This window comes from Lysinibacillus sphaericus, assembly GCF_015844675.1.
Lineage (GTDB): Bacteria > Bacillota > Bacilli > Bacillales_A > Planococcaceae > Lysinibacillus > Lysinibacillus sphaericus_E.
Genome location: NZ_LDGC01000070.1, coordinates 44,907 through 57,903 on the forward strand (window position 1 = coordinate 44,907; position 12,997 = coordinate 57,903).

Genomic DNA, 12,997 nt, shown 5'->3' on the forward strand with positions numbered 1-12,997 from the left:
CTGGTTTTATGTTTTGATAGTGTGGGTGCCTTAGTTTCGTTGCTCAAATTAAGTATTGAATGTATTATTGCTCATTATTTTGGTAAAATAAGGTGTACATAAGGGAGGTATTCTATTGTTTAAAAATGTTTCAAAACCCCAATTAACACTATATTTTTCTACGGCTCTTCTCAGCTTTTTACAAGCAATAAATCTCTGGGGGGAAAGAAAAGCTGCATCACTTTTCTTTTTAACTTCTAGTATATTATTTTTACTTTTTTCAATTATTGGTCTGATGCTTTTTAGGAAACAGCAAAGATCAAGCAACTAAAGATTCCAAAAGGTGTTATTGTAATTTGTTAAAAGAAACACAGTCCTAGTCACACGCTTCGACGTGTTTTACTAGCCCTTTTCTCACTCACATATTAAGTCAATGAAAGAGCGTTCACCAGCATAAGTTATAAATACATATCCGACAGGGGTAGGGGAAATGAAAGAAGTACAGGTAATGGAATTAGGATAGATAAAGATGTGCCAAATATCCAGGTATAAGATCAGCTTCGATAGTAATAAAGACCATCAAAAAAGCCTTCCCCATAACGGAGAAGGCTTAATTTTATTTTTGAGTAATGCGCTCGAAAAACGCTTTTGTTTTTTCTATATCCGTGACATGTCGATTGCATGTTTGGCTATCGGCACAAATGTAATTACTATAATTCGTGAACGTTCCAACGATTTGCCCTTTTACAGACGTTGTAAATAGGCCAACTTCAGAATGGCGGTTACATAGTGCACATATTCCTTTAATTGTATTGTTAGAGAAAGTTCCTTTAATCGCTTTTAGCTGTTCATCTTGTTCTAGTAGGACGTATTTTCGATGTGTACCGGGATCATCCCAAGCTAAATAACAAATCTGCTGAAAGTCCATTTCTTCAAGCTTCGGTAGCTTGAGCTTTTTTTCCTTTTTAAATAGGCTCTTCAGTGTGCTTGCAGTGACTGCTTTGAATGGGATAACGTACGGTTTTAATTGCTCTAAATACGCTTCGCCATACGCGCGATCTGTTACATTAAAAAGCTGTTCAATTAGCTGTGTTTCCGTAGTGGATAGCGCTAATTTTGCTGTAATTTCGCTTTCAACAATACCATGTACGGCTAAAATAACGTTTTTATCCTTTGTCGTTGCAAGTGTTTGTATAATTTTATTCATTTGTTGCTCAAGTAAATGATAGTTTGCGACCGTTAAGAACGGCTGAATTGTTTGTTTTTCCATTTGAATTCACTCCTAAATAGTAGGCTTTTAATTAAGGTTACTGGCCTAAAGAGATCCTTCAATTTATGTTATTTGCGTTAACTTTTCTAGACCTCTTTGACCTGTACAGTGTTTGGTCTAGAGCAAGCATTACAAAAGAATGCGTCCATTTCGATTCCTCCTTGAAATGAAATTCACCATTATTATAACATTTTTTAGGAATTATATAAAGTTAGAAAATTTAATTTATTCAATGAGAAAAAATGGTATAATAGTTTAATATTTGTTCATTGCTAATAGTTGTGGATGACATTTTGAAAGATGTATGTCGAGTTTATAAGTTGTTTGGAGTGGAGATTGGACAGATGCCCAGTTAAACGGAAAACACCCGCACAATAAGGTGATGAACTTGAATTTGAAAGGGGGAGTTTTTATGACACAGGTTAAAAATCATGAAAATTTATATGTATGGAGAGGGATTGTTAGTAACTAACATGGGATGTTTAGTGCTAATAGACCTTCCAAATTCTTGAATATTGTAATTTTAGGAGGACTATTATGCTGAGTCAACAAGGATTTAATTTATGGGCTGGTGGTTACGATAAAACGGTTCAGCTAAGTGAAGAAAGCAACCAATATCCGTTTGCAGGATATAAAGAGGTATTAAATGCGATTTTTAATGAGGTCATGCACATTCCAAAGTCCACTGTATTAGACATTGGATTTGGCACAGGGGTGTTAACGGCAAAGCTATATGACAATGGGCATATGATCAATGGATTCGATTTTTCCTCAAAAATGATCGGAATTGCCAAAGAAAAAATGCCTGATGCAAACTTAATGGAGTGGGATTTGTCAGAAGGGCTGCCAACAGCACTTCTTCATCAAAAATATGACGCTATTATAAGCACCTATGCGTTGCATCAATTTACCGATGAAATGAAGGTGCAATACATTAAAGAATTATTGCAACATCTAACACCTGAAGGCAAAATTTTTATCGGCGATATCGCGTTTCATACAAGAGCGCACCTGGAAAAATGCCGTGAAGAAAGTATTGGCTATTGGGATGATGATGAAATTTACTTTGTCCATGAGGAAATGAGCTCCTTATTAAAAGGAGTATGCCGCTTAGAATTTTACCCGATTTCGCATTGTGGTGGAGTTTTTGTTCTTTCAAATTTTGCGTAGGAAGATGCTTAAATGATTATTTCTGATTATATATATGGTGAATTCGAGATAGAGGATGTGTTAGAGGAACTTATTTTGAGTAAACCGGTACAAAGGTTAAAGGGTATTCATCAAGGTGGGGCAAGTTTTCTTGTAAATAGCCGATGGAATGTAACGCGTTATGAACATTCAGTTGGTGTCATGCTGTTAATTAAACAGCTAGGAGGCTCTTTAGAGGAGCGGATTGCAGGATTATTACACGATGTATCACATACAGCTTTTTCGCATGTCATTGATTTTGTCCTTGAAAATAAAGCGGAAAATTATCATGAAGAGATATTTATGGTTGTGATTAGGAAATCAGAAATTCCTACTATTGATATTCATCAAAAGAATAAAACTCGACTTATCGATCCTTCGCGGTATATTCGTGAAGATTCTTTGAGTTTCTCGGTAAATCACGAAAAAGTTTCGATAAAATATATAAAACTCTCGATAAATTCACAATATTCGTCGATAAGTCTAGTGTTCTTCTCGATAAAACGACTGAAAGGGCTGACTATAGTCAGCCCTTTATTTAAATACTCCTTTTATTATATCGGAAACTACGATATAATCGTTTGTATCGATATAATAAAGGAGTAAATTTAATGATTAAAGATATAAATAACTATTTTACATCGATTTATTACCATCTACATTCAACGCATGAAGATTCAATTTCTCATCAGAGCGTGCGTATTTTACAGATGATTCAAAAGGAAGATGAAGTAACAGTGCGTGATATTGCAGAGTTACTGAATATTTCTCATAATACAGCATCTGAGCACATCAAAAAGCTGGAGCGTAATGGTTGGGTGAAAAAGGAGCGGGACATCGATGATCAGCGTAAAGTACATATTCATTTAACAACTGAAGGGCTTCTTGTTTTAAAGAAAAACACAGAATTAGATGATCAGAAACTGCAACATGCACTAAATCAGCTTTCGGGAGAAGACCAACAATTGATTTTACAGGCATTTCGTTTATTAAGCGAGGTGGCTAAATAATGTACACATTTGTAAAAATTTTATGCTCGGCAGCCGTTATTGGTATTGTGACGGAAATTGCTAGAAGGTTTCCTAGCTATGGTGGCATTATCGCAGCGCTGCCACTTGTCAGTATTTTAAGTATCATTTGGCTTACTGTGCAAAGTGAATCGAGTGAGCACATTCAGCGATTTACGGTTGGTGTAATCGTTGGACTACCAGCTACAATGGTGATGCTATTTGTTATTTATATGGCAATGAAATCATCGATCCATATCGTTTTTGCCATTGGACTAGGTGTCGTTTCGTGGGCAGTATTTCTAGGTGTGCAAAAAGCCATAGCTAGTATGTTTAATTTTTCTATATAGGAGAATGATAAATGACAATAATTTCTATTCAACAATTACCCAAACTTGATGTTTTGCAATTTTTTAAAGAGCATTGGGGAAGTACAGAAATGGTCATTTCCAGTGGGATTTATGACTCTAGTAAATTAGAGGGGTTCGTCTATGTAGATGAACAAAAGATGATTTTAGGTCTTGTAACGTATCATATTCGTGAAGAAGAATGTGAAATTATTTCCCTTGATAGTATTGTGGAAGGAAAGGGAATAGGTTCATTGTTAGTACAAGCAGTTGAACAAAATGCTTTCGAACAAGGCTGTACGATCATTACTCTTATAACGACAAATGATAATTTGGACGCTTTGAAATTTTATCAAAAAAGAGGTTATCACTTAGTCGAAATTATACAAAACGCAGTTGAGCAAGCAAGAGTCTATAAACCGGATATTCCTTTCATTGGTAATGATGGGATTCCAATACGTGATGAAATACGTTTAGCAAAGCAATCTGGTTTATAATGAGCCAGGTTGTTTTTATTTGGGATTAACATTCAGCGAAGAGAAATCCTTACTATATATTTTCAAGGTTTCATCTCCTACGTTTTCTCGCTATACTTGATAGGTAGCAAGAAAGTGAGGAAAGACATGAAAAAATTACTATTTGTTTTATTGTTTAGTGTTCTAGTAGTGGGGGCTGCCTTCATCATTTATTTAAAAAGCAATCCACCACTTGTCATGAACAGCTATACGAATCCGGCAGATGATTCAACTATAAAAATCGTAGAAATAGAAAATAAAGGACTGCATGAGATAGAGCTTCAACAAATTTTCGTCAATGATAAAGTGCCTGAAAGTGCCGAGCTTGTCGTGAGTAAGTCTGAACCGTTTGAAGCAGAAACGAAGCTGGTAGGTAATCCGAATATTACCTATCATAAATTAAGGCAAGTAACTATTTTTCCAAGTCAATACATAGATCGCCAGGCTATTGGCAAGCAGCCTCAGCATTATGCAGTAAAGGTTGAAGCGCCTTCTATTAAAAAAATAACGATTAAGTACAAGTATTTAAAAATACCATTTACTTTAACAGCCGAGTTACAAGAGAAAAAAGTGAAGTGAAACTATCATCAGTGGGGTTTTCTTACCCACTGATTTTTTTGTCTTCACCAATGGCTAAGACTGTATATACTCGTTATTTGTCTTATCCTTTATGCCTATGTCATTTCATAAGATTGTTTGGTGAAAAAATACTGTGACTCCTAAAACATGGTAATCTAATAGTAATGGCTATTGCGATGTCGGGAGGGACTAAATGGGAGTTATAATCGTTAACATAGTACTTGTTATCTGTATTTTCACTGTGACTTTAGTGGTTATTCAGAAGCATTCGAAGGAGGATGTTAAATTAGAAGTAACAGCTGTATGTGAAGGGGTAAATGAATTAGGTCAAGCTATAATGAAAATATATTTTACATTTTCAATTGGCAAACTAGCACATCGTAAAAAAGAAATAATAGGCAGTATTGATTGGTCACAGGGATGGATGCCTGTTTGCTATAATTTAAAGGAAAATGGGTTCTATCAGGAGCAACGATTACTCCGTGCTGCAAATGAGACAACCTATACAACCTTTGAAATAAACGCTACAAATGATATTGATCATCTGGGTCGGGGTGAGGGATATGTTGTGTTAGTGCTAGAGGATCCAATTGCTACTGATAAGTCTAGAGCAGGTGTGATTCTCGCTGTTACAGCTAATATGGTGACCTATCAGCTATCGGATTCAACTAGCTGGAATAATGACTTTGCCGTAAATCAATAAAATATAGAGTAAGCTATTCGTTAGGAGGAAAAGCCTGATGAATAGCTTTTTTGTTTGGTAGGAAATAACGGAACCTATTAATGCGAATTTCGTAGAATATTTAAGGGCAGGAGTGTCGCGGTTGTTTTCATTACGATATGAGTTCAACCTTGGATCCAACGATGTCTAATCAATAATCGAAAAGAAGGTACAAGACTTTGGATATTTTAACAAATAAATTGATCATGATTGCTTTATTTATACTCATCATTCATTCGATAGAAACACTTGCGTATGCAGTTCGATTATCAGGTGCACGTGTGAAATTACTAGCCTCCGCACTATCCTTGTTCAATGTAATGGTTATGGTGTCAAGGTTGGCAAATATGATGCAGCAGCCATTTACCGGAAGTTTGGCTGACACAGCACCAAAAGAAAACACATTAGTGTTTGTGGAGCAGCAATTCCGAGTACTTATCGGAGCCGCTTCTATAGGTACATTAGTAGGTATTTTACTATTGCCGACTTTTATAGCGATATTTTCAAGAGCCATTATTCATTTATCTGAGGAAAAAGGCTCCATTCCAGCATTATTTAAAAAAGGGTTTAGTATAGAGTATTTTAAACGTGGAATTAAACATATCCATTTGCCAAGCTTTTCATACTTAAAAGGGATTAACTGGCGTGATATCCCCCTTAAATTATTTATCGTGAACGTCGTGATAACGGCCATCTATACAATTGGTGTCCTGTCAGCACTTTACGCCTCTTTATTAGTTCCAGAAAGAGCTACAACTGCTGTGATGGCATCAGGACTTATTAATGGGGTAGCAACGATGTTACTAATTATATTTATTGACCCTAAAATTTCTGTTCTTGCGGACGATGTTATTAATCAAAGAGGTAGCTATTTAAGTCTGAAACAAGTATCTGTGATGATGATGGGCTCAAGGCTACTAGGTACATTTTTAGCCCAGCTTTTATTTATTCCCGGGGCAAAATATATTGCCTGGTTTACACAATTTATGACATAAGGAGGATTACACGGTTCGTCACTATTGAAGCCGAGAAACAGTTTTCAAGAAGGATAGTTTGAAGTGGATAACTTTCTAGGGAAGGGAAATCGATATTTAATGAAAAAGTTATGTTTCCTAATTTTGATGATGTTTGTGTTAGTTGCTTGTAGTACGAATCAACAAGAGGAGGTACATTATATAGCGAAAAGTGAGCACTGGAAGGCGATATATCATAGTAATTCAGAAGAGGGCTTACGAATTTTCTATCTGGGGGAAGAGAAAGACTTAGGTGATTTACAAATAACGATAGAAGGTACAAAAGAATAAACCACTATAAATGACGCTCGAATAAATACGGATAAACAGTGGATCTTAACGAAAAAAGAAAGTGCGAAAATGTTTAAAAAAGAGGCTGCCCCAATTATTCGAATTCAGTGGCAATCTTACAATGAGACTTTAGAGTAAGAAGTGGATGATTTACTTTGCATAGGGAATGAGATAAAGGGCATTAAGTAAGGCTTTTTGATACATACTTTTGCTCGAGCAAAATACAAGTGGAATGTGTAAGTTGAATATATAGCGTCAAAATTGTTTTGTGAAAAAATTTCAAATATTGACAAGAAATGAAACATTCGTTATAGTAAGTAACAATTTCACAAAGCAATAAAATTGGCGATGAGAAGGACATGAGTTTTGATAAGCGATTTTACAGAGAGGGAGGCACGGGCTGAAAGCTTCCTAATGCAGCTAGCGAAACTTACTACCTTTGAGCAGTGCTTGGAAACTTGCACCGTACTTGCAACGTTACTGCATAACAATGAGCCACTAGAGCATCTAGTGGGAATTTGGGTGGAACCACGGGTAATCAACACATGCTCGTCCCTTTATGGGGCGCGAGCATGTGTTTTTTTTATTTGTCACTTCTTTCAGTAGAGGACTCCCACCTTTATAGGTTAAAGATGAGTGCGGTATTAAGTCACTTTTCAGCGTCTGTCCAAACATCAGCTGAAAGAAGTTACAGCCTCCGGCGGATGTCACGGAATCGGAAATGAGTTCTTTGTGCTAGCACAAAGCCGATTCCGGTCGTAATTATGCCGAGGCATAATTTATAATAAAGGAGTAGAAAAACATGTCAAATCAAGTTATTAACATTCAATTTCCAGATGGTAAACAACAAGTATTTTCAAAAGGTGCTACATTAACCGACATTGCACAAGTGATTAGTCCCGCTTTACGCAAAAAGGCAATCGTAGGGAGTATGAATGGAACCATCATTGATTTGACGCGCCCGATAGTGGAGGATTCACAAATTTCCCTGTACGATGCTAGCACAAAAGAAGGAATTCAGGTGATTCGTCATTCAACAGCCCATTTATTAGCGCAAGCAATTAAGCGTTTATACCCGGATGCTAAATTTGGGGTCGGCCCAGTTATAGAAAATGGGTTTTACTATGATATCGACATTGCGCATTCCTTTGCGCCTAGTGATTTACAACAAATTGAAAAAATGATGAAGCATATTGTTCAAGAAAATATACAAATACAGCGTAAAGAAGTAACGAGAGCAGAGGCGCAACAGCTATTTGCTCATGATGCGCTAAAGCTAGAGTTATTACAGGATATTCCTGAGGATGAAGTAGTGACGGTTTATGAGCAAGGAGACTTTTATGATCTTTGTCGTGGACCTCATGTACCTTCCACAGGAAAATTACAACACTTTAAATTAATGAATGTGTCAGGTGCTTACTGGCGAGGAGATAGCAATAATCAAATGCTTCAGCGTATATACGGTGTAGCATTTTCCTCAAAAAAAGAGCTTGAGGAGCATTTTGTTTTCCTAGAAGAGGCGGAGAAGCGCAATCACCGAAAGCTAGGAAAAGAACTAGAGTTATTTATGTTTTCAGAGGAAGCACCAGGGATGCCGTTTTATTTAGCAAATGGTCAAATTATTCGCAACGAATTAGAGTCTTATTTACGTCAATTACAAGCAAAATTTGATTACCAAGAAGTACGGACACCATCGATGATGAACCAGCGTTTATGGGAGCAGTCAGGACATTGGGATCACTATAAAGAAAATATGTACTCTACTCATGTAGACGACCAAAGCTTTGCATTAAAACCTATGAATTGCCCTGGACATATGCTGATTTTTAAAAATGATTACCATTCATATAGAGATTTACCGATTCGTATGGCTGAATTTGGCCAAGTTCATCGACATGAATTTAGTGGCGCCTTAAATGGTCTTTTACGAGTTCGTACTTTTTGCCAGGATGATGCACATATTTTTGTTACGCCACAGCAAATTGAAGAAGAAATTACGCTTGCACTAAAGATTATTGATGAGGTTTACCAGGTTTTTGGCTTCCAATACGATATTGAATTATCAACACGTCCCGCTGATTATATGGGTGAACTTGAACTTTGGAATCAAGCCGAAGCGGCGTTAGAAAACGTACTAACGAATCTAGGCTTTCCTTTTACAATAAATGAAGGTGACGGAGCGTTTTATGGACCAAAAATTGATATTCATATTAAAGATGCCATTCATCGCAGTCATCAATGTGCAACAGTGCAGCTCGATTTCCAACTACCTGAGAAATTCGACTTAACGTATGTTAATGAACAGAATGAAAAAGTAAGGCCTGTCGTTATTCATCGAGCGGTATTCGGTTCTATTGATCGCTTTTTAGGCATATTGATTGAGCATTTTGGAGGGGCATTCCCAACATGGCTTGCACCTCAACAAGTAAAAGTTATTGGGGTGGCAGATAAGCATCGAGCATATGTTCAGCAAGTTGTTGATGCTTTAAAAAATGAACAAATCCGTGTAAGCATTGACGATCGACAAGAAAAGCTAGGTAAAAAAATTCGAGAAGCGCAAATGAATAAAATACCTTATATTGTAGTACTTGGTGATCAAGAAATGGATACTCAACATGTCACTGTTCGTAAATACGGCCAGCAAGCTTTAATTGAAAAAACATTGCAGCAGTTTATCGAGGAAATAAAGCAAGAAATACAGCAAAAAGCTTTAACTATAAAATGAATCCTATAAAACAATATAGCTCGACTCTAGGGAAGCCACTCCCAAGAGTCGAGCTATAACAGCGATGGAATAAATGGTAATTTCAGAATTTGCTTAAAAATGTTAATTTTTTCTTTGAATTTGCTACTATTAATCAATTTTCAAGCATACAATAAATTAAACAACAGACGAAATACAATTATTTAATGGTATTACTTTGATAATTACTGTTTCCTAAAAGGATAGTTTGTGTCTCAGCGTCAATGACCAGGTATTTATGATAAGTCTCCTGATCCAATTGCTTAAAGGATGCTAAAAAATATACTTGTCGATTGGGATGAATAAAAGTATGTTGAGAGAGGTCTGTTTTTTTACGTATAAAATTTGTTTTTAGATTAAATGTTTCCTCAGCCTTCGATACGTCCTTAAAGGCTATTCTTTGACGAATGTTCAAGGTAGCATTGTTATATTCCTCATAGATTGTCCTATTTAATATATGATAAAAATCATTCTCAGTACGAAATGCTTGATATTGATTATTTGGGTATTTATAAGATGTAGTTCTAGAAGGTATGCAAAGAACCGATGTTGTGTTTTCTACTGAATCTTGAGGTTGCTGTAGTAAAAAGCTTGAAACGACCAGTGATAAAATAAATACCTGCATTATTTGGCCTCCTTTTTCCTGTCATAAAAAAGATAGCCCATTTCTATGTTATTTATACGTATTTTAACAACAGCAATAGGTTTTATAACCAAAAATGAATACAGGGTAAAACTAGACGACTCATCGAAAATAGTTTTAGCTGGCTTTATTGATCGCTTTTGAATATTTATTTAGTAGGACATCTAATTCTTGGCTACAATCTACCACACTTGGATGGGTGAAACCTAAATCCATAGCCTTTCTATACATAATTTTCCTTTTTATTTCAATCTTCATCTTCAAGAATTGTTTATGCGTTAAATAATTAACCAAAATCTTTTCCCCCTATTATTTTTTCTCCATATATTCTTGAAATACATTGACCTCGATTCAACTTTTTCATTGTATCTCACCTAAAATGAAAAATATGTCACATTGTGTATAGGTTGAGAAATTCGTAATTTAGTCATAGGAAAAAAATTTTATTCTTATATTGGGCAATATATATATATAAGTGACTATGAACAATTGGGACTATATAAATTACTTTTATTGTATTATTTATATACTTTATTACCCTTCACACTAAAATATTAGGGTTTTTTTTTGGCTAGATTTTAGAAAAGGGACAGGGTGATGATTAATAGATTTGCATCTTTTTTACTATAAAAATATCTGGTGTCATAGACTGAAAATTTCATAGGTTTCATATCTTGTCACAATTTATCAAATAAACTTCTTTGTTGTTTGTAATTGAAGGGATTTTACTTTGGATGAAAATATTGAGAATTTTCGAAATATATCGAACGGTGGAAATGTGAGTTTAAAATCTATTGAAAATAGGGGGGGATACAATGTTGAAGGCAAGGTCGCTATTTTTAAGTGTTATGATTGTTTCTTGTTTAATGGTAATCGCATGTTCAGAAGTGAAAACAAAAACAGATGAGTCTCCAAAATCAACGGTAGTTACTAACCATTCCGTTCAACATGAAGAAGAAGTTAAACCGACACCTCCTATTATTGATAGAGACTATGATTTTACATATTTAGAGGAAATGCCAGAGGAAAAAAGAGCTTTATATGAAGAATTTTTAAGCAATGGGAATATAAATAGTTTAAAGACTTTTACACCCGAGGAAATGGTGTTAATTATGATGAATTTAATATTTGAAAATAAATTCGATAAATTATATGCAATTACCTACAACAACAATGAACTTCCTGATAAAGAAACTTTTATAGCAGAGTATATAGATTATTTATTAGATGAGGATATACAGAATTATTTAATGTACAGATACTACGATAGTATTTCAGTGGATAAAGAAACAAGCACAGAAAGTATAGCAGTTGTACAATTGGATATAATTTTCGGAAGCTCCCACTACCGTAAGATATTTTCTTTACTAAAAGAGGATGATATATGGAAGGTAGATATATATAATTATGTGAAAGAAAAAAAGGCAAAATTTGAAGGGAAATAGAGGAAACAATTATGACCGTAATATACTTTGTAAGACACGCGCATTCTTACTATACAGTCGATGAGTACAATCGCCCGCTTTCTGATAAAGGATTGGAGGATCGGGATCGTGTTACTAGATTATTTACTAATAAAATAATCCATGCTATCTATTCAAGTCCATATAAAAGAGCCGTGCAGACGGTGGAAGGCATAGCGCAAGGGCATAAGTTAGAAATAAATACGATAGATTCTTTAAAAGAAAGAATGCTATCTAATGGAAATAGTATTGATTTTGACAATGCCATGCAACAAGTATGGAGTCAACCGAATTTCGCATTTGAAGGTGGAGAATCAAATGAAGCCGCCAAGGAACGAGCTATTACTACGTTGAAAAAAATTATCCTTGCACATCCAAATGACAATATAGTGATTGGTACACACGGCAATATAATGGTCTTAATGATGCAATATTTTGATGCACAATATGATTACTCATTTTGGAACAGACTTTCAATGCCTGATGTTTATCAACTTACATTTCAGCATTTCATGTTAAGTGATGTTCAAAGAGTTTGGGAAGAATAAGAGAAGGGGCTGTCTACTGGCAGCCCCTTGGTATAGTTTATCGAGAAGAAGTTTCTGCCTGACGAAACCTAGAAAATTATTGAGGCTATGAATGCAATGTCTGTGTTGACTTATAGTATAAACATTTAGTCATAGGGATACATATCACTCGGACAATATTGGTAGGTAGGTTTCCAACGACCATTTCTACAATAATACCTCATATCACCAATACAAGTTGTGGCCCCTTCTTGTTGACATGGTCCCATATCTTGAATAGAACGATATTTTGGCGATAACTGTGGACTATAACCATATTGTGGCCATATTGGTGTATGATCACTCGGGCAATATTCGGAGGTAGGTCTCCAACGACCACTTCTACAATAATACCTTATGTCACCAATACAAGTTGAGGAACCCTCTTGAAGACATGGTCCCATATCTTCAATGGAACGAAATTGTGGCGATAGCTGTGGACCATAACGATATTGTGGCCATGTTGGTGTATTATCACTCTGACAGTATTGATAGGTAGGTCTCCAATAACCATTTCTACATTCAAAATACATATCACCAACACAAGTTGTGGCCCCTTCTTGTTGACATGGGCCTATATCATTAGGAAAAGAACCATATTGCCAAGTCATGAAAGTCACTTCCTTTAATTTATTTAAACCATATATAACCATCAGATAACATTGAACACTT

16 protein-coding genes and 1 pseudogene are annotated in these 12,997 nt (G+C 35.5%); 13 read left to right on the top strand and 4 right to left on the bottom strand.

Going from position 1 to position 12,997, the window contains the following annotated elements; genetic code table 11:
• Window positions 1-115 precede the first annotated feature (115 nt).
• Window positions 116-310 (top strand): hypothetical protein, encoded by a 195-nt coding sequence (locus ABE34_RS17160; protein WP_197143678.1) that lies wholly within the window; start codon window positions 116-118, stop codon window positions 308-310.
• A gap of 285 nt (window positions 311-595) precedes the next feature.
• Here ABE34_RS17160 and ABE34_RS17165 read toward each other — a convergent pair whose 3' ends face one another.
• The gene (locus ABE34_RS17165; protein WP_197143679.1) at window positions 596-1,249 is read right to left on the bottom strand and encodes a FusB/FusC family EF-G-binding protein; all 654 of its coding nucleotides are present in this window, start codon (window positions 1,247-1,249) and stop codon (window positions 596-598) included.
• Between the two features lie 537 nt (window positions 1,250-1,786).
• Between ABE34_RS17165 and ABE34_RS17170 the strand changes: the two genes are divergently transcribed.
• From ABE34_RS17170 to thrS, 10 genes and pseudogenes are all read left to right on the top strand, one after another.
• Window positions 1,787-2,419 (top strand): class I SAM-dependent methyltransferase, encoded by a 633-nt coding sequence (locus ABE34_RS17170; RefSeq protein ID WP_206700751.1) that lies wholly within the window; start codon window positions 1,787-1,789, stop codon window positions 2,417-2,419.
• Window positions 2,420-2,431: 12 nt separating this feature from the next.
• Window positions 2,432-2,776: pseudogene (locus ABE34_RS25215) on the top strand (HD domain-containing protein); the annotation flags it as partial.
• A gap of 272 nt (window positions 2,777-3,048) precedes the next feature.
• Window positions 3,049-3,447 carry a MarR family winged helix-turn-helix transcriptional regulator gene (locus ABE34_RS17180; RefSeq protein ID WP_197143681.1) on the top strand — a complete coding sequence of 133 codons (399 nt, stop codon included), beginning with the start codon at window positions 3,049-3,051 and terminating at the stop codon, window positions 3,445-3,447.
• Window positions 3,447-3,794, top strand: a complete 348-nt coding sequence (locus ABE34_RS17185; RefSeq protein WP_197143682.1) for a DUF3147 family protein — start codon at window positions 3,447-3,449, stop codon at window positions 3,792-3,794. The genes ABE34_RS17180 and ABE34_RS17185 overlap by 1 nt, the downstream gene beginning before the upstream one ends.
• An 11-nt stretch (window positions 3,795-3,805) precedes the next feature.
• Complete coding sequence (locus ABE34_RS17190; protein ID WP_197143683.1) at window positions 3,806-4,288, top strand: GNAT family N-acetyltransferase; 483 nt, start codon at window positions 3,806-3,808, stop codon at window positions 4,286-4,288.
• A gap of 126 nt (window positions 4,289-4,414) precedes the next feature.
• Window positions 4,415-4,885: a hypothetical protein gene (locus ABE34_RS17195; RefSeq protein ID WP_197143684.1), complete on the top strand. Its 471-nt coding sequence runs from the start codon at window positions 4,415-4,417 to the stop codon at window positions 4,883-4,885.
• Window positions 4,886-5,078: 193 nt separating this feature from the next.
• A complete protein-coding gene (locus ABE34_RS17200) occupies window positions 5,079-5,588 on the top strand; it encodes a hypothetical protein (protein ID WP_197143685.1) in 510 nt (169 codons plus the stop codon).
• A 224-nt stretch (window positions 5,589-5,812) separates the two neighbouring features.
• Window positions 5,813-6,601, top strand: coding sequence for a lipid II flippase Amj family protein (locus tag ABE34_RS17205; protein ID WP_276569513.1), 789 nt, complete (start codon window positions 5,813-5,815; stop codon window positions 6,599-6,601).
• 63 nt (window positions 6,602-6,664) lie between these two features.
• Window positions 6,665-6,910, top strand: a complete 246-nt coding sequence (locus tag ABE34_RS25220) for a hypothetical protein (protein WP_241747205.1) — start codon at window positions 6,665-6,667, stop codon at window positions 6,908-6,910.
• 802 nt (window positions 6,911-7,712) lie between these two features.
• A complete protein-coding gene (gene thrS, locus ABE34_RS17215; protein ID WP_197143687.1) occupies window positions 7,713-9,635 on the top strand; it encodes a threonine--tRNA ligase in 1,923 nt (640 codons plus the stop codon).
• A 178-nt stretch (window positions 9,636-9,813) separates the two neighbouring features.
• Here thrS and ABE34_RS17220 read toward each other — a convergent pair whose 3' ends face one another.
• Together ABE34_RS17220 and ABE34_RS17225 are read right to left on the bottom strand one after the other, a co-directional pair.
• The gene (locus ABE34_RS17220) at window positions 9,814-10,278 is read right to left on the bottom strand and encodes a hypothetical protein (RefSeq protein ID WP_197143688.1); all 465 of its coding nucleotides are present in this window, start codon (window positions 10,276-10,278) and stop codon (window positions 9,814-9,816) included.
• A gap of 135 nt (window positions 10,279-10,413) precedes the next feature.
• A complete protein-coding gene (locus tag ABE34_RS17225) occupies window positions 10,414-10,554 on the bottom strand; it encodes an aspartyl-phosphate phosphatase Spo0E family protein (RefSeq protein ID WP_197143731.1) in 141 nt (46 codons plus the stop codon).
• Between the two features lie 557 nt (window positions 10,555-11,111).
• Here ABE34_RS17225 and ABE34_RS17230 point away from each other — a divergent pair.
• Together ABE34_RS17230 and ABE34_RS17235 are read left to right on the top strand one after the other, a co-directional pair.
• Window positions 11,112-11,741, top strand: a complete 630-nt coding sequence (locus tag ABE34_RS17230) for a hypothetical protein (RefSeq protein WP_197143689.1) — start codon at window positions 11,112-11,114, stop codon at window positions 11,739-11,741.
• Between the two features lie 11 nt (window positions 11,742-11,752).
• The gene (locus ABE34_RS17235; protein WP_197143690.1) at window positions 11,753-12,307 is read left to right on the top strand and encodes a histidine phosphatase family protein; all 555 of its coding nucleotides are present in this window, start codon (window positions 11,753-11,755) and stop codon (window positions 12,305-12,307) included.
• A 125-nt stretch (window positions 12,308-12,432) separates the two neighbouring features.
• Here ABE34_RS17235 and ABE34_RS17240 read toward each other — a convergent pair whose 3' ends face one another.
• A complete protein-coding gene (locus ABE34_RS17240; RefSeq protein ID WP_197143691.1) occupies window positions 12,433-12,936 on the bottom strand; it encodes a hypothetical protein in 504 nt (167 codons plus the stop codon).
• Between the last annotated feature and the right edge of the window lie 61 nt (window positions 12,937-12,997).